Source organism: Psychrosphaera sp. F3M07 (genome assembly GCF_018860345.1).
Taxonomy (GTDB): domain Bacteria; phylum Pseudomonadota; class Gammaproteobacteria; order Enterobacterales; family Alteromonadaceae; genus Psychrosphaera; species Psychrosphaera aquimarina.
In genome coordinates this window covers 347,923-372,643 of record NZ_JAHKPJ010000021.1, presented here as the reverse complement: position 1 = coordinate 372,643, position 24,721 = coordinate 347,923, and the positions used below count along the sequence as shown (strand labels likewise).

General features: G+C 36.1%; 20 protein-coding genes and 1 tRNA gene. 11 read left to right on the top strand and 10 right to left on the bottom strand.

What is annotated here, in order from left to right; translation table 11 throughout:
• Nucleotides 1-81 precede the first annotated feature (81 nt).
• The 7 genes from KO505_RS12330 (at nt 82) to ttcA (ending at nt 6,736) form a co-directional block, all read left to right on the top strand.
• Entirely contained in the window at nt 82-546 is a 465-nt protein-coding gene (locus KO505_RS12330; protein ID WP_216055748.1) for a FixH family protein, read from the top strand.
• Nucleotides 547-551: 5 nt separating this feature from the next.
• Nucleotides 552-3,035, top strand: a complete 2,484-nt coding sequence (locus KO505_RS12325; protein ID WP_216055747.1) for a heavy metal translocating P-type ATPase — start codon at nt 552-554, stop codon at nt 3,033-3,035.
• A gap of 7 nt (nt 3,036-3,042) precedes the next feature.
• Nucleotides 3,043-3,249: a cbb3-type cytochrome oxidase assembly protein CcoS gene (gene ccoS / locus KO505_RS12320; RefSeq protein ID WP_216055746.1), complete on the top strand. Its 207-nt coding sequence runs from the start codon at nt 3,043-3,045 to the stop codon at nt 3,247-3,249.
• A complete protein-coding gene (locus KO505_RS12315; RefSeq protein WP_216055745.1) occupies nt 3,249-3,929 on the top strand; it encodes a sulfite exporter TauE/SafE family protein in 681 nt (226 codons plus the stop codon). Before ccoS ends, KO505_RS12315 begins: the two co-directional genes overlap by 1 nt.
• Before the next feature lie 16 nt (nt 3,930-3,945).
• Nucleotides 3,946-4,665 carry a fumarate/nitrate reduction transcriptional regulator Fnr gene (gene fnr, locus KO505_RS12310; RefSeq protein ID WP_216055744.1) on the top strand — a complete coding sequence of 240 codons (720 nt, stop codon included), beginning with the start codon at nt 3,946-3,948 and terminating at the stop codon, nt 4,663-4,665.
• A gap of 93 nt (nt 4,666-4,758) precedes the next feature.
• Nucleotides 4,759-5,688 (top strand): universal stress protein UspE, encoded by a 930-nt coding sequence (uspE, locus tag KO505_RS12305; RefSeq protein WP_216055743.1) that lies wholly within the window; start codon nt 4,759-4,761, stop codon nt 5,686-5,688.
• Between the two features lie 136 nt (nt 5,689-5,824).
• Nucleotides 5,825-6,736: a tRNA 2-thiocytidine(32) synthetase TtcA gene (gene ttcA, locus KO505_RS12300; RefSeq protein WP_216055742.1), complete on the top strand. Its 912-nt coding sequence runs from the start codon at nt 5,825-5,827 to the stop codon at nt 6,734-6,736.
• 83 nt (nt 6,737-6,819) lie between these two features.
• Here the strand turns inward: ttcA and glnS are convergent, their stop codons facing one another.
• Nucleotides 6,820-8,490 carry a glutamine--tRNA ligase gene (gene glnS / locus KO505_RS12295; protein ID WP_216055741.1) on the bottom strand — a complete coding sequence of 557 codons (1,671 nt, stop codon included), beginning with the start codon at nt 8,488-8,490 and terminating at the stop codon, nt 6,820-6,822.
• 310 nt (nt 8,491-8,800) lie between these two features.
• Between glnS and KO505_RS12290 the strand changes: the two genes are divergently transcribed.
• A complete protein-coding gene (locus tag KO505_RS12290; RefSeq protein WP_216055740.1) occupies nt 8,801-9,562 on the top strand; it encodes a DUF2884 family protein in 762 nt (253 codons plus the stop codon).
• A 77-nt stretch (nt 9,563-9,639) separates the two neighbouring features.
• On the opposite strand, the gene KO505_RS12285 is transcribed toward KO505_RS12290, so the two are convergent.
• The 4 genes from KO505_RS12285 to KO505_RS12270 all read right to left on the bottom strand — a co-directional run bounded on the left by KO505_RS12285 (nt 9,640) and on the right by KO505_RS12270 (nt 14,795).
• Entirely contained in the window at nt 9,640-10,200 is a 561-nt protein-coding gene (locus KO505_RS12285; RefSeq protein WP_216055739.1) for a hypothetical protein, read from the bottom strand.
• A gap of 107 nt (nt 10,201-10,307) precedes the next feature.
• Nucleotides 10,308-10,955, bottom strand: coding sequence for a LysE family translocator (locus KO505_RS12280; RefSeq protein WP_216055738.1), 648 nt, complete (start codon nt 10,953-10,955; stop codon nt 10,308-10,310).
• Between the two features lie 54 nt (nt 10,956-11,009).
• Nucleotides 11,010-14,090: an FAD-binding and (Fe-S)-binding domain-containing protein gene (locus KO505_RS12275; protein ID WP_216055737.1), complete on the bottom strand. Its 3,081-nt coding sequence runs from the start codon at nt 14,088-14,090 to the stop codon at nt 11,010-11,012.
• Between the two features lie 123 nt (nt 14,091-14,213).
• Nucleotides 14,214-14,795 (bottom strand): VC2046/SO_2500 family protein, encoded by a 582-nt coding sequence (locus KO505_RS12270; RefSeq protein ID WP_216055736.1) that lies wholly within the window; start codon nt 14,793-14,795, stop codon nt 14,214-14,216.
• A 107-nt stretch (nt 14,796-14,902) separates the two neighbouring features.
• Between KO505_RS12270 and KO505_RS12265 the strand changes: the two genes are divergently transcribed.
• Nucleotides 14,903-14,987: transfer RNA gene (locus tag KO505_RS12265), tRNA-Tyr, on the top strand.
• A gap of 229 nt (nt 14,988-15,216) precedes the next feature.
• Complete coding sequence (locus KO505_RS12260) at nt 15,217-16,860, top strand: response regulator (protein WP_216055735.1); 1,644 nt, start codon at nt 15,217-15,219, stop codon at nt 16,858-16,860.
• Here KO505_RS12260 and KO505_RS12255 read toward each other — a convergent pair whose 3' ends face one another.
• From KO505_RS12255 to KO505_RS12240, 4 genes are all read right to left on the bottom strand, one after another.
• A complete protein-coding gene (locus tag KO505_RS12255; protein WP_216055734.1) occupies nt 16,861-18,708 on the bottom strand; it encodes a protein kinase in 1,848 nt (615 codons plus the stop codon).
• A 172-nt stretch (nt 18,709-18,880) separates the two neighbouring features.
• On the bottom strand, nt 18,881-20,512 hold the full coding sequence (locus KO505_RS12250; RefSeq protein ID WP_216055733.1) for a dihydrolipoyllysine-residue acetyltransferase: 1,632 nt from the start codon (nt 20,510-20,512) through the stop codon (nt 18,881-18,883).
• A gap of 19 nt (nt 20,513-20,531) precedes the next feature.
• The gene (locus KO505_RS12245) at nt 20,532-21,509 is read right to left on the bottom strand and encodes an alpha-ketoacid dehydrogenase subunit beta (protein WP_216055732.1); all 978 of its coding nucleotides are present in this window, start codon (nt 21,507-21,509) and stop codon (nt 20,532-20,534) included.
• Nucleotides 21,509-22,732 (bottom strand): thiamine pyrophosphate-dependent dehydrogenase E1 component subunit alpha, encoded by a 1,224-nt coding sequence (locus KO505_RS12240; RefSeq protein WP_216055731.1) that lies wholly within the window; start codon nt 22,730-22,732, stop codon nt 21,509-21,511. The genes KO505_RS12245 and KO505_RS12240 overlap by 1 nt, the downstream gene beginning before the upstream one ends.
• Nucleotides 22,733-23,152: 420 nt before the next feature.
• Between KO505_RS12240 and KO505_RS12235 the strand changes: the two genes are divergently transcribed.
• The gene (locus KO505_RS12235) at nt 23,153-23,530 is read left to right on the top strand and encodes a hypothetical protein (RefSeq protein ID WP_216055730.1); all 378 of its coding nucleotides are present in this window, start codon (nt 23,153-23,155) and stop codon (nt 23,528-23,530) included.
• 52 nt (nt 23,531-23,582) lie between these two features.
• Here KO505_RS12235 and astE read toward each other — a convergent pair whose 3' ends face one another.
• Entirely contained in the window at nt 23,583-24,629 is a 1,047-nt protein-coding gene (astE, locus tag KO505_RS12230; RefSeq protein WP_216055729.1) for a succinylglutamate desuccinylase, read from the bottom strand.
• Nucleotides 24,630-24,721: the final 92 nt, after the last annotated feature.

Sequence of the window (24,721 nt, the reverse complement as noted above, 5' to 3'; positions counted from 1 at the left end):
CATTGCTTCAGTTTCTTTCTTTATAAGTCGGTAATACCATTAAACGTGATGGTAATGGATAATTATTAGTAGGTGAAATATATGAAATCGGATATTTGGTATCGTAATCCTTGGGTTTGGTTAATCATAACCTTCCCAATGCTCGCAGTAATTGGTGGTATCGCCACTATTATTATTACTAATCAAAACCAGCCAGATATGGTGATTGATGATTACTATAAAAAAGGCAAAGCAATCAACCAAGAACTTACATTATACAATAACGCTAAAGAGCTAGGTATAAGCTTAAGCTTAAAGATTGATGAACAACGAATTGAGATAAAATCTCCACAAACGTACACTGCGTTAAAAGTTAATGTTGTTCACTCTACCTTGGCAGATCAAGATTTTAGTTTAGTCCTAACTCCAAATGGTAAAGGCACGCTTTCATCTTCCGTTGATTCAATTATGGCTGGCAAATGGCAAATAATCATTGCTCCTATGGATAACGCTTGGAAGATCCGTAAAGATATCGCATTACCAAATTCAACTTGGATAGCTTTATAAAATAAATGGCGGAAACTGCATCTTGTTACCACTGTGGTAACGATTTACCTAAAAATCAAAGTCCGATTGCTGCGGATATTAATGGACAAACTTTTCAAGTTTGTTGTTTGGGATGCAAATCGGTTACAGAGCATATTTATAACAATGGTTTAGGCACGTATTATCAGTTCCGTTCTGATATGGCTTCTAAACCAGAGGAAAATGTAACCGATGAACGCTTCTTGGTTTATGACGATATTGGATTTTTAGAACAAATATCTAGTGTGACTGAAGATCCAAATGTAAGAAAAGTAATCCTTTCTGTTGATAATATCCACTGTGCAGCTTGTGCATGGTTAATTGAACAATCCCTCACTACGTTAAATGGCATTATCAAAGTTAACGTGAATACGATTAACCAAAGGGCTGAAATCATTTGGCAACACCCTACTTTGCCTTTATCTTCTATATTATCTAAATTAACTGCAGTGGGTTATCCATCTTCTCCGTTTAATGTGTCAGACACTGAACACAAACTTAAATTTCAAGAAAAACAATATATCAAACGCCTAGGTGTGGCTGGTCTATTTACTATGCAAGTGATGATGATCGCTTTTGCTATGTACTTTGGTGCGTTTAATAATATGGAGTCACACCAAGTAGGCTATTTTAAATGGCTTAGTTTGATTTTATCTGTACCTGTGGTTTTTTATTCTGCTTTACCTTTTTTGTTTGGTTCTTATTACTCTATCAAAGCTAAAAAGTTAAATATGGATGTCCCCGTCGCATTTGCAATTTACGGTGCTTTTTTTGCTAGCTTTTATCAATTATTAGTTAATGGACTAAATGGTGATCAAGGAGAAGTATTTTTTGAAAGTATTTCCATGTTCACCTTTTTGTTATTGATTGGTAAGTACTTAGAGTTCAGGGCTAAAAGTAAAGCCATTTTATCTAACGCCAATTTAAATAAAAATTTACCTGTCACTGTCAATAAGATAGTTAATGGTGAACCTATGGTTGAATTGGTAAAAAATATAAAACTAGGTGATCTTGTACTTATCAAGCCTGGACAAAATATTGCGATTGACGGTGTTATACAAGATGGGGTTACCAGCGTTAACGAATCGGTATTAAATGGTGAGTTTGAACCTATAGCAAAATTAACTGGCGATACTGTTTTGGCTGGCAGTATTAATAATGATGGTGTTATAACTGTCGAAGTGACGGCTATGGGGGATAAAACGACCCTATCTAAAATTGGTGACTTACAAGAAGAGTTTGCTAGGCATAAACCCGTTTATACCCAGTTTGCTGATAAGATTGCCCATTGGTTTGTCTTCAGCCAGCTAATACTGGCTTTGATCACTTATGTTATTTGGTACTTTGTAGAGCCTGTTGATGCCCTTTGGGTAAGTTTGTCTGTTTTAGTTGCCACTTGTCCGTGTGCGTTAAGTTTAGCGACCCCAACCGCGTATACTTGTGTTATTTCAGCTCTGAATAAACAAGGTATTTTAATTAAAGACCCATTAGCCTTTGATAAATTAAGTCATTTGACTCATGTTTGTTTTGATAAAACGGGCACTTTGACTAAAGGACGGTTTGAGATACAACAAGCTTATTATCATCAAGCGAATTTATTATCACTGGGTTTGCCCGTAGATTTGTTGAAAGCTATCATCATTCGACTACAAAAACACTCTGAGCACCCTATTTCTAATGCATTTGACCAAACTATATTCGAACAATCTCCCGCAGAGCTAGAGCAAGGAACACAACCCGAAGCTCAATTGCAGATAGACAGCTTAACTAACATTTCTGCTGTTGTTGGTTCCGGAATTAAAGGTGAATATTTAGGTCAAACCGTAAAGGTTGGTAGCGCACAATTTTGTGGTGTTGGTACTAGTATGCATCTATCAAATGCTAATGTATTTCTTTGTTATCAAGGCCAAATCCTTGCTGAGTTTTACGTATCTGACCAATTAAAATCAGAATCTATCGATGTATTAAGTCAACTTAATAACGCGGGTTATCAGCTTACTATGTTAACAGGTGACTCGTCTGAGCAAGCTAAATTACTTGGGAAACAATTAAAATTAGATAGGGTCGAAACGGGATGTTTACCGGATAAAAAAGCACAATACGTTTCTGATATTCAACAAAACTCCCCCACTAATTTAGTCCTTATGGTTGGAGATGGTATTAATGACTCCCCTGTATTTGCAGCTTCAGATGTTAGTGTCGCTATGGGGGATGGTGCGGATGTAACCAAATATGCCGCCGATATCATTATTTTAAAAGGCAACTTGAACTCAATAATCTCGTTAATTAACGCGGCCAAACAAACAAGAACCACGATTAAGTCAAATTTATATTGGTCGTTAATTTATAATCTCGTTATATTACCTGTTGCTATGCTTGGTTACGTTGCACCATATATTGCAGTAATTGGCATGTCAGCGAGCTCCATTTTAGTAGTGACGAACTCATTACGCTTATTAAAGGTCAAGTAAACATCCAATGAATGTTATTTATTACCTAATTCCAGTGGCAATTATCTTTGTGATTGTTGGTGTCATCGCATTTTTTTGGGCAACAAAATCAGAACAGTTTGAAGATTTAGAGAAACAAGGTTTGTCTATTTTAATGGACGACGATGAATTGCAATCTAATGACCAAAATAAAACAACGCCAAATACCGATCAAAACAATAATAGCCAAATATAATGTCGTTCCCTTTTGAATACCTAATTCCTGCGTTTTTAATGGGCTTTTTGGGAAGTGGTCATTGTGTTGCTATGTGTGGGTCATTGTCCATGGCATTGGGCTTTTCAGTCCCTAAAGAAAAATCATTTTTCCTCTATTCGGTTTTAATCAGTATTGGTCGTATTTTTGGTTACGGCTTTATTGGTTTAATAGTTAACTTTTTTGCCCAATCGGTTGTCAGTATTACTCAAGGTGGCGTGTTATATCTGACGCTTTTATCGTCAATTTTAATGTTTGGAATAGGACTACATATTGCTAATATTAACAGTTTTGTTTTGAAAACAGAGTTTATTGGTAAGTGGTTTCAACCTTTTATTGATCCGATTAAATCTAAAATATTACCAATAGATACTCCACTTAAATGTTTGTTGTATGGTTTGTTTTGGGGATTTTTACCATGTGGACTCGTTTATACTGCATTAAGTTTAGCAATAACATCACCTTCACCATTAACTGGATTCTCAGTCATGTTTTTATTCGGTATTGGCACCTTACCTACTTTAGTCGGATTAACGTTAATAAATGCTAAATTAAATAGTATTTTTAACCATAGCTATGTTAGGTTTATATTAGGTATGAGCGTAATTATAATGGCTATATGGCAGTTTTACTTTGCGTATAATCGGATAATGTTTCTCTAAGTATTGTAGGTATTTAATGTTAATTAATAACTCTTCTAGTAACTTTTCACTGAACTGTGCAAATTGCAGTTTAAATCAATTATGTATTCCTTTTTCATTGGACGAAAATGAATTACGTAAACTAGATGATGTGATTGAGCGTAAAAAACCATTTCATAAAAATGATTGTATTGTTGAAGCGGGACAAACATTTAAATCACTTTACGCAATTCGTTCTGGCAGTTTCAAATCTTACTTAGTGGATGATCAAGGTGTCGAGCAAATTACCGGATTCCATTTACCTGGCGATGTCATTGGATTTGATGCATTAGCAACACAAAAACATCAAACCTATTGCCAATCCCTAGAAACGTCCATGGTGTGTGAAATTCCATATACCACAATGGATGAACTCACCGACAAGATGCCTAAATTACGTAATCAATTTACCCGTTTAATGAGCAACGAAATTTCAGCTGACCAAAATATGTTTATGATGTTGAATAAAAAATCTGCTGAGGAACGTATAGCCATATTTCTTACCTCTTTGTCAGATCGTTTCTCTCAACGAGGGTTATCAAAACACTCTTTCAGATTAACCATGACTCGTGGTGAAATTGGTAATTATTTGGGGTTAACGGTAGAAACAGTTAGTCGTATATTTAGTAAATTTCAAAAAGCGGGTTTCATTCAAGTTAATGGTAAATTAATTGAAATTGACAATGTCGAGAAATTTAGACGGCTAGAAAGTAATTAATAAAAAACGAATAAAATCATTCAATTAACTGCTTCAAAATTTAAATAATTTACTACACTTAGCAAGTGCCCATAAAAATGGAAGGTGAATAATATGAGTCACTTTAATAAAATATTAGTAGTAATTGACCCCACAGAAGATAACCACAAAGCACTATCGCGTGCTTTAGAAATGTCAGAAAAACATCCTTGTGACATTACAGTGTTTTTAACTATTTATGATTTCTCTTATGAAATGACCACTATGTTATCCAGTGATGAACGTACGGTGATGCAAAATGCCGTGTTAGAAGATAAGAAAGAATGGTTAATTGAGTTAATAAAACAAACTAAACAAAATAATACTAATATCTCAACGGAAGTCGTTTGGCATAATCGACCATATGAAAGCATTACTCGTGCAGCGATTGAAGGCCAGTTTGATTTGGTTATTAAAAGCACGCACAAACATGATTCGTTAAAATCAGTTATTTTTACCCCAACGGATTGGCACTTATTAAGAAAGTGCCCTTGCCCAGTATTATTAGTTAAAGATCATGCATGGCCTAAAAACAGTAAAGTACTCGCCGCGGTGAGTGCTGGAACGGACGATGCTAGTCATGCGTTGTTAAATTATGAGATCATTAATCACGCATGTTTTATGGCCGGTTTATTACAATCAGACACGCATCTGATTAATGCTTATCCCCCTACGCCAATGAATATAGCGGTTGAAATTCCAGAGTTTGATACTGTTAAGTACAATGAAAACATGAAAAATCATCATCAAACATCATTATCAAAATTGGCTTTGGACTTTAACATCGACGACAATAAGACTCACATAGTTGAAGGATTACCAGAAGACGTTATTCCAGAAGTTGCACGTACTTTGGACGCTGAATTAGTAGTGATAGGCACAGTGGGACGAACTGGCATCAGTGCAGCTTTAATAGGCAATACGGCGGAACACGTTATAGATAATTTAAACTGTGATTTATTAGCATTAAAGCCACCTGATTTTATTAGTCCAATTAAAGCATAGTCAAATCTAGGGCCATTATTGTTACTTACAAAACCGCTAATATAAATTAGCGGTTTCTTTGTTTATGTAAGGACATTATAATGCGCGCCTTATATCAATTTGATAACTCTTATTGATGTTTAATTTGAGAGGCAGTATGGCAACATCATTAGAAGCAAAACAAAAATATAACTTCAATAAACTACAAAAACGTATTCGTCGTCAAGTGGGTCAGGCTATTAATGACTTTAACATGATTGAAGACGGTGACCGTGTCATGGTTTGTTTATCTGGTGGTAAAGATAGTTACACCATGTTAGAAATTTTAATGAGTTTGCAAAAGGCTGCCCCTATCAATTTTGAATTAGTAGCGGTTAATTTAGATCAAAAACAGCCCGGTTTTCCTGATCATGTACTGCCACAATATCTAGAACAGTTAGGTGTTGAATATAAGATAGTAACGGAAGATACCTACTCTATCGTGATGGATAAGATACCTGAAGGCAAAACAACTTGTTCATTATGTTCAAGATTGCGTAGAGGTATTTTGTACCGTACAGCAAAAGAACTAGGCGCGACAAAAATTGCTTTGGGTCACCATAGAGATGACATACTAGAAACTATGTTTTTAAATATGTTCCATGGCGGAAAGTTAAAATCGATGCCGCCAAAATTAAAAAGTGATAATAACGAACACGTGGTTATTCGCCCTCTTGCCTATGCTAAAGAAAAAGACATTGAATTGTTTTCACAAATAAAAGGTTACCCGATTATTCCTTGTAATCTATGTGGTTCACAAGAGAATTTACAGCGTAAACAAATTAAACAAATGTTAAACGATTGGGACAAGCAGTTCCCTGGACGTATTGAAAGTATGTTCAGCGCGTTACAAAATGTGGTTCCAAGTCATCTTGCAGACACAGAGTTATTTGACTTTAAAACTTTGACTCAAGACGTTGAAGAAGGTGATGTGGCTTTTGATGCGCCAGAGATACCGACATATATAGACCCAGAATCTGAAATTGCAGAGATAGACACAACGAGCGTTAAAGTAATAGAACTGGTTTAAATTTAACTCTCAGTAATTTGCTAACTAAATATAAAAAAACCTAAACAATTGTTTAGGTTTTTTTGTTTGTAACGACACAAAAATTATTTATTTTCGTTATTAGTCCATGTATCTCTTAGACCAACCGTTTTATTAAAGATCATTTTACCATCTGAGTTTTTATTGCCATCAAAACAGAAATAGCCTAAACGTTCAAATTGGAAACCTTGTTGAGCTTTTGCTTCTACTAAACTTGGCTCAATATAGCCTTGTCTAATAACTAAAGAGTCAGGGTTTAATACTGTGGTAAAGTCTTCAACTGCAGCAGGATTAGCAACGGTAAACATTCGATCATAATCTCTGATCTCAGCTTCAACACCATGAGAGGCTGATACCCAATGGATTACCCCTTTCGCCTTACGACCGTCAGCCGGTAACTTACCTAACGTCGTTTCATCGTACGTACAATAAACGGTGGTGATATTTCCTTGTTCATCTTTGTCACAACGCTCAGCTTTAACAAAGTATGCATTACGTAAACGGACTTCTTTACCAATCACTAGACGTTTGTATTTTTTATTGGCTTCTTCACGGAAGTCTTCACGCTCAATATAAACCACTTTACTAAATGGTAGCTTGCGCGTGCCCATGCTTTCATCACTTGGATGATTTGGTGCGTCTATCCATTCAATATGATCATCGGGTAGGTTTTCAATAACCAATTTGATTGGATCAACAACGGCCATTGCTCGTGGTGCATTTTCATTTAAATCTTCACGGATACAGGCTTCTAGAACGCCCATTTCAATGGTGTTTTCCATTTTGGTCACACCAATACGTTTACAAAACTCTTGTATTGCGCCTGGCGTGTAACCACGGCGTCTTAAACCAGCTATGGTTGGCATTCTAGGATCATCCCAACCCTGTACATGATTTTCTGTAACTAGCGCATTTAATTTGCGTTTACTCATCATAGTGTATTCAAGGTTTAATCTTGAAAACTCGTATTGATGTGGGCGCGTTTCAATGGAGATATTATCTAACACCCAATCATATAAACGACGGTTATCTTGGAACTCTAACGTACATAAAGAATGTGTGATCCCTTCTATTGCATCAGATATACAATGAGTGAAATCATACATAGGGTAAATACACCATTTGTCACCGGTTTGGTGATGATGGGCAAAACGAACACGATAAATAACAGGATCACGCATACACATGAAGCTAGATGACATATCGATTTTAGCTCTTAAACAACACTCACCATCTTTATACTTGCCATCACGCATGTCATGGAATAACTGTAAGTTTTCAGCAGGACTGGTGTCTCTATATGGGCTGTTAGTACCTGGCGATGTTAACGTACCTCGCATTTCACGCATGGTTTCTTGGTTAGAGAATTCAACGTACGCTAAGCCTTTATTGATCAGCTCTTCTGCATAACTAAACAACTGGTCAAAATAGTTTGATGAATAACAAATTTCACCACTCCAATTGAAACCCAACCAGCTAACGTCATTTTTTATAGCGTTAACATAGTCAATGTCTTCTTTTTCTGGATTGGTATCATCAAAACGTAGGTTACATAATCCATCATAATCTTGAGCGATGCCAAAATTTAACACGATAGATTTTGCATGCCCAATATGAAGGTAACCATTTGGTTCTGGAGGAAAACGTGTATGGGTTGTAGGGTATTTTCCTGCCGCTAAATCTGCGTCGATGATATTTCTAATAAAATTAGATGGACGATTCTCTACATCCGCCATTTATATAACCTTTTCTAACAATTTAATTGGCGCGAGTATATCATTGCCACTCAGTGTTTTTCCAAGTTTAAATATAGAAATTAATGATTTAATTTTACCAACAAGTTATAAATTAAACTTAAACACTAATTATTGGTTAAATTTACGAAAATAACGCGTATTATATTAACTCAACTATTTGTAATGAAGCTAAGTCATTGTATTTAAATTAAAATATAACTGGCACTGTATTTGTTATAACAAACACAATAAAGATAAATTTATCACTTTTTAGATTTAAAAAAATTACCTTTCTGTTGGAGAATGTTTAATGAATACATTAAAAAATAAATTAGCCTTACCTGTCATTGCTTCTACCCTATTACTATTTAATTCAGTTTCTGCAAACGCTCACAACAACGAATGCCATTTGTCGTTAAAGAATGATTTATCGGTCACTCCTGATCATATTCGTATCATTGAAGATGATGAAACTATGGTCGATATATACAAAGACCGTATTTTGTTTATAAAAGGTGAACAAATACAGTTAACGGATAAACAGCAATCGATGATTAATGAGTATTCAACTTCCATACGCAAAGCAATACCAGAAGTTACTGAAATAGCAATTGAGGCGGTTGGATTGGCCTTTGAAGGTTTAAATGCTGGTCTTGGTAAATTTGTCGATATGGAAGTTCATGAAGATAAGTTTAAGATAATACAAGAAAAAATAAGAGAAAAATACAATAGTAATGAAGGTCGATATTCAATTACTGAAGGTGAGTTTAATATGGATATTGACGACGGTGAAGTTGACGAGTTAGTTAATGAAATTGTCGATGATATGGTGCCCACTATTATTGGTGGTTTAATATCTAATATGGGACAAGCCATCGCCTCAGGTGATGATATAGATTTTGATAATTTTGGCGAGAATATTGAACGAGAGATTGAAGCTAAAGCTGATCTCATCGAAGTTAAAGCGGATGCATTTTGCAATAGTATGAAACGAGTAGACAAATTAGAACAGGCATTGGTAGCCACTAATCCCAAGTTTGTTTATTTAGACTTGTTGGAAATAGAGCACTAATACAAAATCAATAACATTAAGGGGACGTTTTCGTCCCCTTTTTCGTTTAGGTAAATCAATCACAATTAGACCTAATATTACCCTGTTAAATCAAAGTGGTACTGATTGCTGTTTAACTTTTTAAACTTTGGTCCGGCAATGAAGTTGCCTGATAAATAATGTTCAGAGTCCGTAATAGCAATTGATTCTTCGTCTATTAGAATATTCCAGTTTAGTTTTTTTTGTATGTTGCTGGATAATTGTTCTATTAAAGCGGAATTAAATTGAAGGTCATGGTTGTTGATCAGTTCAGAAGTCTCTGCACTTCCAATGCAAAGGAGCTTTTGGCATTTGTGTTGTGCTTTTTTCAATTCAGATGCTGACAATGATCGAGTGTAAATCCACAGTCTATCAATACCAAGGTGAACGTCATCTTGTATATAAATATCTGGGTTTATATGCTGAATATTGGGGTTAACCTTAGGTTTAGAATTAAATTTAAATTGTGGTAATAAACAAAGTGTTAATAAGGTCAACACGTTTTTTTTACTATATGTTGGGGTTGCTATAGGAACAGTGATATGTCTTTTTTCACTTGTACCATTATTTAAATTGGTTGTTTCAACCCACAGATTAATTAATTGAGTTTGAGAAGCCATTGTGGCCTCCTGACATCACTGCCTAAGTTAAATGTGGTTAAAATGTATACATAAATTAGACCACATCGCACTATGGGTTAAGTATAGCTATGATTTGTTATGTTTATTTATAATAAGAATTCATTAACTAGGATATTTAAAGCAAGACCGATCATGACCACTCCCATTACCCTATCGAATATATAAGCGTTAGCTTGGAAAAAGTGTTGAACTCTTTTATGGGTTAAAATTAAAGACAAAAAACAAAACCAAATAGCCGTTGCTATAGCCATATATAGGCCATACAACCCCTTAATTACCAGAGGTGTATTTATATCTACAACAACAGTAAACAATGCCAAAAAGAATAAAGTTGCCTTAGGATTAATTCCGTTGGTTAAAAACCCCATTAGGAATGCTTTTTTAGATGAAATAGATCTGACTGGCGAACTATCTTTTATCTTCTGCTCAGATACAGGTTGTGATCGTATCGCTCCAAAGCCAAGATATAACAAGAAACTGGATGCCACTATAATCAACAAATTATAAAGCCAAGGGGTCGTACTTATCACTAATCCGATACCGGCCAACGCATAAGTCACATGTAAAAATATTGCTGAACCAACACCCAAACTAGTGAGTAATGCGATCCTTTTACCGTAATTAATCGAATATTTCATCACAATTGCAAAATCAGGCCCTGGGCTTGTGACAGCAATTAAATGAGCGAACCCTATGGTTAAAAATTCAACACCATATTGACTGTAATCCAACATTATCTCCAATTAATAACAATAAGATGGCAAGTGACTATCACAAACATGTGATGTTTATCTAAATAAGTCAGCCACAATTTGTATAGGATGTTTTAGTAACTTGTTTTCATAACGTTTCACCTGACTACGACAAGAAAAACCGGTTACTAAAACTGGACGTTGATCGACCTGCTCAAGTGCAGGTTTCCAACTCAATTGATAGATATCGCTTGAAGCTTGTTGGTTTTTGGCTTCGTGACCAAAGGTCCCTGCCATCCCACAACACCCTGTATTAATAGGGTTAATTGTCATATTTAATTTAGCGAAAATAGTTTGCCACTGAGTGTTTATGTTTGGCAATACTGACTTTTCAGTACAATGTGTCATTAAATTAAACTGTGGCGTTTCATTATTGCTATTCTGCGATAAAGTTTCAGATGACAGATCAAAATCTTGTTGCCATAACCACTCACTTAATAAACTCACCTTATAGTTTACTTTGTCAGCGCCTAGAGACTCAACATACTCATCCCTATATGCAAATACCAAAGAGGCATCCATACCTACCATTGGGATATCGTATTTAGCAATTTGGTTGTAGAAGTTATTAGCCTTAGACGCGATTTTATTAAACTTAGTCAAAAAGCCTTTAACATGTGCTGGTTTACCATTTTCTTTAAAAGGTAAAACAAATGGCTTAAAGCCTAATCCTTTTAATGCAATGACGGTATCAAGCAATAATTGTGACTCGTAAAAGCTAGTAAATGGGTCTTGTACTATCAATACGGCCTTTGACTTATCCGCTGCAGATAATGCTGTTATCTTGTGTTTACTAAACTTAAATTCATCGTCTAAGTGAGTATTCAAATAATCACTAAATTTAGGTGCGTCTAGATAACCGACAATGTTTCTTGTCACCCAAGTGGATAACGGATTATGCATAAACAAATTGCTCAGTTTTGGAGTTTTGGCCAAAGTGGGCAATAAATGTTCTATATTCGCCACTAAATAATCACTTAACGGTCTGAAGTAACGTTGGTGGTACATAGACAAAAATTTAGCTCTAAAGCTAGGAACATCAACTTTTATAGGACATGCCGTGCTACACGCTTTACATGCTAAACAGTTATCCATTGAGTGTTTCACTTCATGGCTGTAATCGTACATCCCCATCTTGGCACCTAAACTTCTAAATGCTTTGTATGGCAGGGTCATTAGTTGAAAAATAGTATCGCGTGACCGATTAAGTTGTTCATCACTGATGTTATTACCTTGTAACCTGATCCACTCACGCATCAGATTAGCTCTGCCTTTTGGTGAAAATGAACGGTCTTTTGAATGTTTATAAGACGGACACATTGGGCTGTTAACATCATAATTAAAACACAGTCCATTACCATTGCAATTCACGGTGGTTTCAAAGTTTTCTATAACCGATAATGGAATTTGTTTATCAAAATGAGCACGTTTAATTCCGTCAACAGAGACTAAGTTTTCAGTTGAATCAATTGGCGTACAAATTTTGCCTGGGTTTAGTCGATTGTTAGGGTCAAAGCTTGTTTTTACTTTTCTCAGCTCATTGAATAATGCATCCCCAAAAAACTCTGGTCCATATTCACTTCTGTAACCTCGGCCGTGTTCGCCCCACATCAAACCATTATATTTTGCTGTTAGCTTTACTACTTCGTCAGAGACAACTCTTAACAATTGTTCTTGCGCCGGATCAGTTAAATCTAAAGCAGGTCTAACATGAAGAACGCCAGCATCAACATGTCCAAACATACCGTAATCAAGTTGATGACTGTCTAACAAACGTCTAAAGTCAGCGATAAAGTCGGCTAGGTGTTCAGGCGGAACGGCCGTATCTTCAACAAAGGCAATAGGTTTTTTACTAGACTTAGCATTACCTAATAACCCAACTGCTTTTTTACGCATGGCGTAAATTTTATTAATGGCAGCTAAGTCTTCAATTATTTGATACCCGATCACCCCATTTTCATTATTGTTGGCAATTAACGCATCCAAACGAGCACAAAGGTGTTCTATTTTTTGTTTTTGATTGTCTGGATCCTCATCGTTGTATTCAACAATGTTAAGGCCATTCATGGTTTGATTAGGTACATCTGTGATCAAATCGGAAACAGAATCCCAAATCACATCTTGTTTGGCTAAGTTTAAAACTTTGGAATCAACAGTCTCAACCGAGGTTGCATTGGCTTCAACTAAAAACGGCGAGTTCCTAAGAGCAGAATCAAAGTTGTCATACTTTACATTCACCATCGTTTTGTATTTAGCAATCGGCGTGATGTTTAACTTTGCTTCTGTAATGAAAGCTAATGTGCCCTCAGAACCCGTTAAGATACGGGATAAGTTGAAACGACTCATATCCTCATTAAAAACGTGCTCTAAGTCATAACCGGTTAAAAAGCGGTTGAGTCTTGGGAAAGTAGCAAGAATGTTATCGCGATGAGTGGTACATGTATCAAGTACTTGTTTATAAATACTGCTTAATGGACTGTCGTTATTAGCGATAGCTTGTGCATCAGAAAGTGACATGTCAGCGGTTTCTAGACGTTCACCAGCTATGGTTACCGCCTCTAATTCAATTACATGATCACTTGTTTTACCGTAAACCAAAGAACCTTGGCCAGATGCATCTGTGTTAACCATACCGCCAATAGTGGCACGATTAGACGTGGATAAATCAGGGGCAAAGAAAAAACCGTGAGGTCTTAAGAAGTCGTTTAACTGATCTTTAATAACACCGGTTTGTACTCTTACCCAACGCTCTTCAACATTAATTTCAATTATCTCACGCATGTGGCGTGACATATCTACTATTAAATGATCTGTTAAGGACTGGCCATTTGTCCCAGTTCCACCGCCTTTTGGTGAAAAACGAAGAGATAAGTATTTATCTCGGTTGGCTAACTCAGTTAAAACTAGGATGTCGTCGGTATTGCGTGGGAACAAAATCCCTTGTGGCAATGCCTGATAGATACTGTTATCTGTTGCCTGTGAGATACGTGCTGAATATGAAGTATCCACATCACCATTAAACTTTAACCCGTTACTTGCAGTAAAGGTTTTAAGCTCGTCACAAAAATTAGATACGGTAACGGATAAGATTTCTTGTTTGGTAATACGACGGATCATAGATAAACGGCTAAAGAATGAGTTATTTAGGCGGTTGATTATAACGAGAAATTAAATAAATGAAATTGTTCAAATCACTTTGTTATAACATTTCATTATTTAACGTATTGATAAGTGGCTTAACTACGCCACTTTACTTAAGGTTCTTGCTTGTTCTAGTACACTAAACCAAGTACCTACATCCATTTCGATGCTCTCATCATCAGTGTTTTTATCTGTTGTCATCATAGGCGCTTCTGTTACCACATTTGATGTTTTAGATTGGATCTCTTGGTATAACTTAGCTTGTTGGTTTATATCCAAGCTGTTAAATAACTTAGCTGGAATATTGATAGGGTTATTTATTTCACTATTTGTCGAAATAAGTGGTTGAGGGTGTAAATTCAACATGAGACTCACACTTTCTCTATATCCTGAATTAATTAACTGATTGAACATTAAATCTTGTTCATTATTTACTTTATCGATTAATTTTTTAGGTACAACGTGAAATGTTTTTTCTAAATCAGAAGTTGTTTTAGGTTTTTTATTTTTTGGTAAATGGAATTCATCTAATTCCATTCTGTCTTGTGTGACCATAGCTAAAAGTAAGCTAAAGGCAGAGCTGTCGTTGCTGTGAACCGATTTTTGAATATCAGAAAATACGGAAGATTCCCGTATAACTTGGATGTTTTTAGCGATTGGTTCTTTGGTTTGGGTTTGCATCAATACTTCTTTTCTTTGTGCATCTGGGTATTTAAACGGCAGTTAAACAAAAAACTTTAATTTTATGTTTACAGACAAAACAATTTTGGTATTATGCGCATCCTGTTGGAGGGGTTCCCGAGTGGCCAAAGGGATCAGACTGTAAATCTGCTGGCTCTGCCTTCGGTGGTTCGAATCCACCTCCCTCCACCATCTATTCAATAGACCGATGTTAAGCAATTAACATCGGTTTTTTTGATCTTGCGCTTTGTTAATCTCATATAATTAGCTACAAGCCTTTCAAACTAACCTTGTCCATCAATTTCAATTACATTTAGGTTTAGTGTTCGCACCCAGATCCATAATTAAATGAAAATAACACTTGTATTTATGTGTATTTTTACAAGAATGGGCATAGTTAAATTAAATAAGTAGTAAAGATTTGCGTTCAAATATTATATTTAGTGGTAAGAAAATACTGATAGTTGATGATCAAAAACCATTTCAAGTGATGATACGAGGAATGTTAAAAGATCTCGATGTGAGTAAAATTTCGGTCGCCCAATCAGGCGAAGCCGCTATTGTTAAGTGTGGGCAAAATCAATACGATATTTTACTGATAGATTATAACTTAGGTGCTGGTCGTAATGGTCGACAGTTATTTGAAGAGATCAAGGAACGTAAGTTAATTCCAGACTCCAGTATTTGCATCATAGTAACGGGTGAAAGTCAGGCTACAGCTGTCGTGGGGGCACTAGAAGTGTTGCCCGACGATTACATCGTCAAGCCATTCTCTCAAAACTTATTACTGCAACGCGTTACCAAATCATGGCTAAAAAAACAGGTATTTGTGCCCTTTTACCACAGTATGAATGCCAACGATTATGAAACATCGTTAGAACTAATCAATAAGATAATAGCCAAGTATCCACGTTATAAAGCGTCCTGTAACAAATACAAAGCACAAGTATTATTCTATTTAGGTCGATACCAAGAGTTAAATGATTACATCGATAGCTTTTTAGAAAAAAAGCGTTTGAATTGGGCATTAATTTACAAATCAAAAATTTTGAAACACGAAAAAAAGTATCTTGCATCCATTAAGTTTGCCAAAGAAGCTGTGTTACAAAGTAAAATGAATGTTGAAGCGTATGACGTGATCACCGACTGTTACTTAGCAAAAGGTGAAATAGAACAAGCATATAATTGGGTACGTTCTGGTATTGAACGCTCTCCTTTCTCAGTACCACGTCAATATAAGTTAAGTGCTGTAGCTAAATTAAATAAAGACTTTGAATCGTCAATTAAAGCTTGCAGCCAAGTGGTTGATTTAACGTCTAACTCATTTAAAAAAGATTATCGTCATTTGTTAAACCACATAAGAAACATTATTGATATTGTTGACCTTGAAGAAGATGAAAAGAAAAAACGAAAATATAACCAAGACGCGTTATATGCATTACAACAATCCAAACGCGATAGCTCATCCTTTACCGATATAGATCAAGAAGACTTTGAACAATTATGTTTAGCGCGGTTAGATTCTGTAAATGGACTTAACTTAAAAGCTAAAAAGTCATTTTCTGAATTAACGCAAAAATTTAACGACCCAGATTTTAAAATTCCAGCCGGTCTACTGGCCGACAGTATTTCATTAATGTTAAAGATTGGTGAATTTGAAACGGCGTTAGATTATGTAAAACAAATAAAACAATCAAAAATAGAATTAGATGACTTTACGCGTTCTATGATCATGGATGCGCAATATATGGCGAAAGACCATATGACCAGTATGCGATTGTTAAATAAAACAGGTATTGAAGCATTTTCACGTGGTGACTTGAAAGAAGCCAATGACTTATTTGAGAAGTCATTGGTGATTGCCCCAATGAATACAGGCAGTGCATTAAACTTAGTGCAAGTTCTGATTGCGCTAATGAAGCAAAATCCAAAACAAAAATGGACGTACATTGAACGCTGTAAAAATGTATTTCGAATTATTGATGGTATGCCAATTGGTGAAGGTCATAAAAAACGAGCTACCGATTTAAAAGAACAATTTGAGCAATTTTTAGCGAAGAAATAACTAGCTATTTTTCGGGATAAACGACTTAGGGTCTTGCGGATAATATAAATCTGAGCGACACGTTTGATAACAAAACAATTTTGCGTCTTTATATGGTAATTTCATGAAACCAGATACGCCAACATCATCAATATACTTTATATTTTGTAAAATCCCATTTAAATGAAAGGTAAACTCCCCAACCTTAGTTTTGTCTAACAAATTGTAATAATTATGTATTTTTAAATGCTTAGGTAAAACTTCAAAGATAATACATCCTGTATGTCTGATCTCATTGAGTGCAACGATATGTGCCATGATCTGCTCAGGTAAACGTAAACGTTCGTCTGGATCATCACCATCTTCAAAGTACGAGTGTTGTTTACCTTGTTCAACTTCCGGTGTGTGAGTTATTTCAAAAGGTATATTTGGAATGTGCGTTAATTCAAATTGTTGATTTTCATTTTCACGCTCAACGTGAATCGTGTTTTTAGCATCAAATAAACAACTTTTAAAAATACCGTCTCTAAGATCCAATGAACGGGCAATATCAATAATATTATTCACCGTTTCAGTAACACTTTTTCGATACACATCGTCAAACAAATTTAAGTTTGAATCAACATACACTCCATCTTCTAACCAATGTATTGCAAAACCACCTACAATTGGAAATTCACTTAACCGACTTACTGTTGCGACAAACGCTTTCTCGTTGTCTCCCATGCCTTGTAGATAGTTTTTATAGTACTTATCTAGCTGAGCATCTTTGACACCATAAAGCGCGCTATGGATGCCCTGTTGGCGCAGAAATGACTTACGAGATGAATAGACCACTGTATCTAATTTAGTATTAGACCGTTTATTCCAAATTGGGATGTAGGCGCTCTCGGGTTCCAGTTCCAGAACAGGTAAATACCAATTTTCCATTTGTTGAACATGATTAATAAATTGATCGCCGGCATGGCATTTTAATTCTTCGTCGTGACTTAATAAATGATTAAGGGTTTGAGCAAAAGCCTTAGGTAAACCTAATGACGATGGAGGAATGGCTTTGTAACCGTATCGGCAGTTTTGATTTGATGCGATTGCGTAAAGTGTTGCTGCAGCGCCTTGTTCATCAAAACGGGTATTAGATAACGCACCATTTAATTGCTCATCACCAATAAAATAGACATCACCCAAACGTGCATTGGTATTTTGCATATCTGCAGACATTAACTCCATTACATTATTGACTACAGGTTGTGCGTTTTCATCTAGTTGAGCAAACACACAGGAGCCCCAATCAATTAACGATAACGTTTCGGTTACCTCATCCCACATCAAATTAGACGGTTTAATATCGCCATGTACAATAGGTTTGTTTTCAAATTGACCACTTGCACTTAACATAGTGAAATTACGTAAGTACTTGATAATATTAGCCAGTTGAATCGCAATTTTAATCACAGTACTTACAGGCAAGCGCCCACGTAGTTTGGAAAGTTCGTGTAAATCAATGCCTTTACCCCGGTGCATTACTAAAATGCCCTGTTTCTTTATACTTTGAAAGTCGATAAAAGCGGGAATATTGGGGTGATTTAGAAGATTTAACATGTACCCTTCTTCTTCTAAACGTTCTCTTATGTTTTGCGCTAGCGTGATCCGTGAAAATTTAAATACACGTTCGGTTTGGTTTTTGTCGGTACCTACAAAAACAAAACCAAACGCGCCTTTACCAATCATTTCAACATTGGAATAGCCCATTTTTCGTAGCTGGGTTTTACATAGCTCTACCCAATCTCTTAATTTTTTGGCGTCATTAGCTGATAATAAGTAAATTGACTGTTCATCAGCGATGTAAAAATTCTTTAGATTTGATTCCAACTTTCAAGAACACCTTAATATTAATTACTAACAGTATTGCACTTAATGGTTAATGAATTCAATTGAGAGAAACTGACTTTGATAACAAAGATAAAAAAACGCCCAGAATGTTAATCACAATATGCAATTAACACCACTGAGCGTTTCAACATCAACTCGGTTTTACTCTTTTTTAGATCATATCCATGATCATAGAGCTTGGGTTTTGTAAATATTGAGTCCAAAGGTTATTAAATCGAGCAATTGTACCGCCATCAATCACTCGATGATCACCAGACCAACTTACGTTCATTAGTTGGCGTGCTTCTACTTCACCTTTATCATTAAACCTAGGTAAAGTTTGCATTTTACCTAAGGCAACAATAGCCACTTCTGGTTTATTAATAATAGGTGTTGCTGTTGTACCGCCTAACGCACCAATATTAGAAATTGAAATAGTGCCACCTTTTAATTTATCAGGAGACAAACGGCCTTCTCTAGCTAATTCCGTCATTTCCATTACCGCAATCGCAATTTCTTTAATGCTCTTGTTTTGACAAGATTTAATATTCGGTACCAATAAACCAACTTTAGAGTCTACGGCCATACCAATATTATGATCGTTAAAATAAGTTAACTCAGTGCAGTCGTCATTTGGTTGCGAGTTCATTACTGGAAATTGCTTAATTGCTAATGACATAGCTTTCATGAAAAACGGCATCATCGTTAATTTAATGCCTTGTTTTTCATATTCAGGTTTTAACTGTTTACGTAATTTAACGATTTCAGTTAAATCAATTTCATCTGAAAATGTAAAATGCGGAATAGTTGAAACAGACGTTTGCATGGCTTTAGCCATAACTGCTTTAATGCCTTTGATTGGTTCAATATAACTCGAATCACTAGTATTTTGTGTTAGCTCAGCTTGAGGTTGCTGTTGAATAACTGAGGCTGCTACGTATGGTGTTTGCGCTTGTTGAGTATGCGCTACTAGATCTTCTTTATATACACGGCCTTTAGCACCTGAGCCATTTACAGTTCTGATATCAAGATTCATTTCACGTGCTAAGCGTCTCACCGCCGGAGATGCAACGGCTTTTTGAGTAACTAACTGACCTGAGTTGTTTAGTTTTGCAGAGGACGCAGTTGTCGATATGGCAACTACATTACTACTCTCTTTATCTAACACTGCCGTCGTTGGTTTGGATTGAGAAACATTAGCAACCACATTAGGTTCAGCAACAGCCGTTGAACCTTTAATGGCTATAGCAAATAAAGGTTGATGTACTTTCGCAATTTCACCTTTTTCGTAATACAGTTTTTCTATTATGCCATCTGACTTTGCAGGAATTTGCACTAACGCTTTATCAGTCATGACATCACAAATAGCTTGATCTTCTTTAACTTCATCACCTTCGGCAACTAACCAATCTACGACTTCACACTCAACAATACCTTCGCCTATATCCGGTAATAAAAAGTCTTCTACTACTTCATTAACGGTTAAATTAGTTGGTTTTACTGGTGCGTGGTCCATGATTTGTTCTACCACACCTTGGGCTGGACTAACTTCTTGGGCAGACTCTTGGGCAGAAGACACTGCAAACAAAGGTTGATGTACTTGGGCTATCTCGCCTTTTTGATAATACAGTTTCGTAACAACACCATCACTCATGGCTGGAATTTGCACTAACGCTTTATCAGTCATGACATCACAAACAGGCTGATCTTCAACTATGGTGTCACCTTCAGCTACCAACCATTCAACCACTTCACATTCAACAATACCTTCACCAATGTCGGGTAATATAAAATCTTTACTCATTATCTTCTCCTACACTGACTTAATAATTAACAGAACGTTTAATGGCTTCATAAACTTTTAGATGATCGGCCATATATTCTTTTTCGTGAGCTAATGGATACGGAGTATCCAGACCACACACTCTGTCTATTGGAGATTCAAGGTGTAAAAAACACTCTTGTTGGATAGTTGCACTAATTTCTGATGCAAAACCTGATGTGATAGGTGCTTCTTGAGAGACAATTAAACGTCCTGTTTTAATTACAGAGTTAACGACCGTCTCTTTGTCCCAAGGTAATACTGTGCGTAAGTCAATGATCTCACAAGAGATGCCATCTTCTTCCGCCATCGCTGCCGCTTTTTCAATGATTTCAACTTGAGCGCCCCAAGCTAACAAAGATACATCCGTACCTTGTTTTACCACTTCTGCTTTACCTAGCGGTATTGAATACTTTTCTTCTGGAACTTCGCCGACCGATGCACGATAAAGGCGTTTAGGTTCAAAAAAGATCACAGGATCATTAGATTCAATACACGAAGTTAACAAACCTTTAGCTTGATAAGCATTACGTGGGAATACCAACTGTAAACCTGGAGTGTGTGCAAAGTAGGCTTCCGGTGATTGTGAGTGATATAAACCACCGGCAATACCACCACCGTAAGGTGTACGGATGACTAAGTTGCCAACATTAAACTCATTTCCTGAGCGGTAACGGAACTTGGCTGTTTCATTCACTATTTGGTCAAACGCTGGGAAAATATAATCAGCAAACTGAATTTCAGCGATGGTGGTATAACCCAAAGCCGCTAACCCATTAGCAAATCCCATAATGCCTTGTTCTACAAGTGGCGTATTAAATACACGGTCTTTTCCAAACTTTTCTTGTAAACCACTTGTTGCTCTAAATACGCCACCAAAGTGGCCAACATCTTCACCAAATACACAAGAACGTTGGTTCTCTTCCATCGCCAGCATAATTGCAGAGTTGATTGCTTGTAACATATTCATTTTAGACATTATTTAACCTCCGCAGGTGTAGTTTTAATTCTTGCGGCCGTGGCTGGATAAGCATCTGGATACTTAAGAATATGTTGTTTAAGTTGTTCGTATTGCTCTTGTAAATGTAATGGTACTTGCTCATAAACATCGGTAACAATTTCTTCTAACGCTGGCATATCGACTTTTTCAGATACTTTTAAAGCCTCTAACACTTGTTGACGAATTGCTTCTTTAGCTTTTTCGTCTTCAGCTTCGTCTAACCAACCTTGTTTTAATAGATACGATTTAAAACGCGCAATTGGGCAATTTTGACGGAAATTTTCTTCTTCGTCTTTTGAACGATAACCTGATGGATCATCAGAACTAGAATGCGCTGCTAATCGGTAAGCAATAGATTCGATTAATACTGGTTCGTTATGAGTGACAGCATATTCACGTGCCATCTTAACCGCTTCATAAACGGCTAACGTATCCACACCATCTACTCTTATGGCTTTCATCCCGTAACCCACACCACGACAAGCAATACCGTCTCCTTTAAATTGCTCACTGGCCGGTGTTGAAATGGCATAACCATTATTTCGAGCAAAGAACAATACCGGTGCTTTATGCACTGCGGCCATATTCAGGCCTGCATGGAAATCACCTTCTGAAGCTGCACCTTCACCAAAGTAGCAAATTGAACAAGCCCCGTTGCCATCTAATTTTTGGCCATAAGCATAACCCGTCGCTTGTGGTATTTGTGTACCTAAAGGTGAAGATATAGTCATGTAGTTCAATTCTTTAGAACCATAATGGATAGGCATTTGACGGCCTTTTCCTAAATCTTTTGAGTTTGAGAAATTTTGATTCATGAAGTTTTCAAGAGAAAAACCACGGTAAGCTAAAGCTGCTTGTTCACGGTATTGCGCAAAGATCATGTCTTTGTCTTCTAAAGCGGCTGCACTTGCAGTAACGGCCGCTTCTTCACCTAAACATTGCATGTAAAAACTAATACGTCCCTGACGTTGTGCCGCTAACATACGTTCGTCTAACACACGCACAAAGCGCATAGTTTCATATATTCGTAATGCTGTGGCTTTATCTAATGTGGATTTGGCTGCACCTTCATACAAGTCACCGTTGGCATCCATCATTTTAAATGCAGGTATAGATAAAGCGTTCTCAGACACAAACTCAAGCGATAAAGTATCGCTGCGGTTTATATTATTAGGATTTTCGACATTATTAAGCTTACCCATAAGGGAAGTACTCCTGTATCAGCGACGATGCCTTAATTCTAGTCTAACTAGGCAATTGTTGATGTGCTGAATTATTGTTATTAACCGAATTTGGCGCGACTTTACCTTTACGTAACAGGCAATTCAATTTAGTAGGAATTTAGAGTAAATAGTTTAGAAATCAAAACTGTTAAGAAAAATTGCCACTTTGGCCGTGAAAGCATAATTATGCAGGTTTATATGATGATTATTTAAACAGAAAGTTGATGTTTAATTTAAATATTGATTAGTTAGGTATGCGCATTGTTTCTATTGAATGCACCTGTTAAATTCTTATTAATATTACAAATTTGATGTAATTAGTTAATGTAAACCACTGAGTGACACAATTTGAATTGTCAGTTCAAGTAATACGTGGTTATCAACTCTTAGAGACGTTGTATGACAATAGAACATGGAAAAACGCTAATAACAGTTATAGGCGACATAATCACAATTAAAGCTATTGGGGCTTTTAACAAAGAAGGTATTGTAAAAACGATTGCACAATTAAAGTCTGAAATTGAAAATTTTGACGGAAATGACTTTAAGTTGCTTTTTAATTATTTAGAAACTGAAGGGGGAACCCCTGATGTGTTTGAAAAGATCAACGAGTGTAATGTTTGGCTAAATACTCAAAAAATGGTGGCAAAAGCCTTAGTGATTCAATCTTCTGCACATTTAGCTATTTTGGAGAGCCGAACCCCGGCTAGACGTTCTCAAAATGCACAAAACTTCGATAATATTGAAGCGGCTATGAACTGGCTTAAAAGTCAGTAAAGCTATAAGGCTAAGCGAATTTATTTACTCGTTAGCCTTTCCACATATAAACTTAAACTAAGTTGTTATCAATATTCACGGGGATCACAGTTAACATCGCACGTTGTCCGTTAGCTACATTAGCATTAGGAAACACAATCGCTTCTCCATTGGTATCCGCTTTGATCTCTATATCATCTTCAATAGCAAATACATCCCCTTGATTAAACGCGGTGAAGTTAGCGACGTCATCGGAGAATGTTAATTTAAACGAATCGTTATGTTTAACTACTTCTTTATAAACAGACATAAATTGATAATTGCTAGCATCAAATTGATGAATATCCACTTCTTGTCCAGAGATAAGGTTTATGATGGTTTGTTTTGAAGCTGCAAATTTAGTTTGATCATTTTCACCAAACGGTCTTACTTTACCTAATTCGATAGTAAAAGAATGGGCGCCGTGGATATTTGAAGAATAGTAACTGAAAGTTGTAGCGGGTTTTTGCATTAATAAAAATGTGGTAACGCCCATACTTCTTACAATTTCAAATTGCTCTCTATGCCAAGGTTTGCCGTGTATAAATGGATAAACAGCAAACTTCTCATGTGCCGAGTCACGAATTGCAGTGTGCAAGTCATAATGGGTACGTTCTGCATCTGGGTGTTTTTGATAAAACTCAGTAACAAAGTTTTCTAATTCTGCTGCTCTGGCCCTTTCTTTATTAAGTGTTGGGTCATAATCATTGTTATCTGATGAACGCATTCCACTAAATAAACGATTTAAATTTTCTTCAACAAAGCGTTCACCAATATTAATAGCTGGGGGATTACCAAATATAAAAAGTGTTGGGTGCTGTAAGTTAATGTTATTACTTAATAAATCACTAATAATGTCATTACATATTTCAATTGGAGCCGTTTCATTGCCGTGGATCGCACACGATATAACAATGGCTTTTTTTCGTTGATTATCGATTATGTTTTTTGGACAAAAATAGATAACACCGGTGGCTAATATATCGATATCACACTGGGGATGGTCAATACTAAATGGTGTTAAATAATATTCATTTGCACAAGTTAACGCTAAAAAGTCATTGTTGGATATTTTATTCATAAATACTGTGATGCTTGTTTCGATTTATCAAAAGTCCCCTATTTTGCCATATTTATGTTTTAAGTACGTTACAAATCCAGAATAAAAAAAAG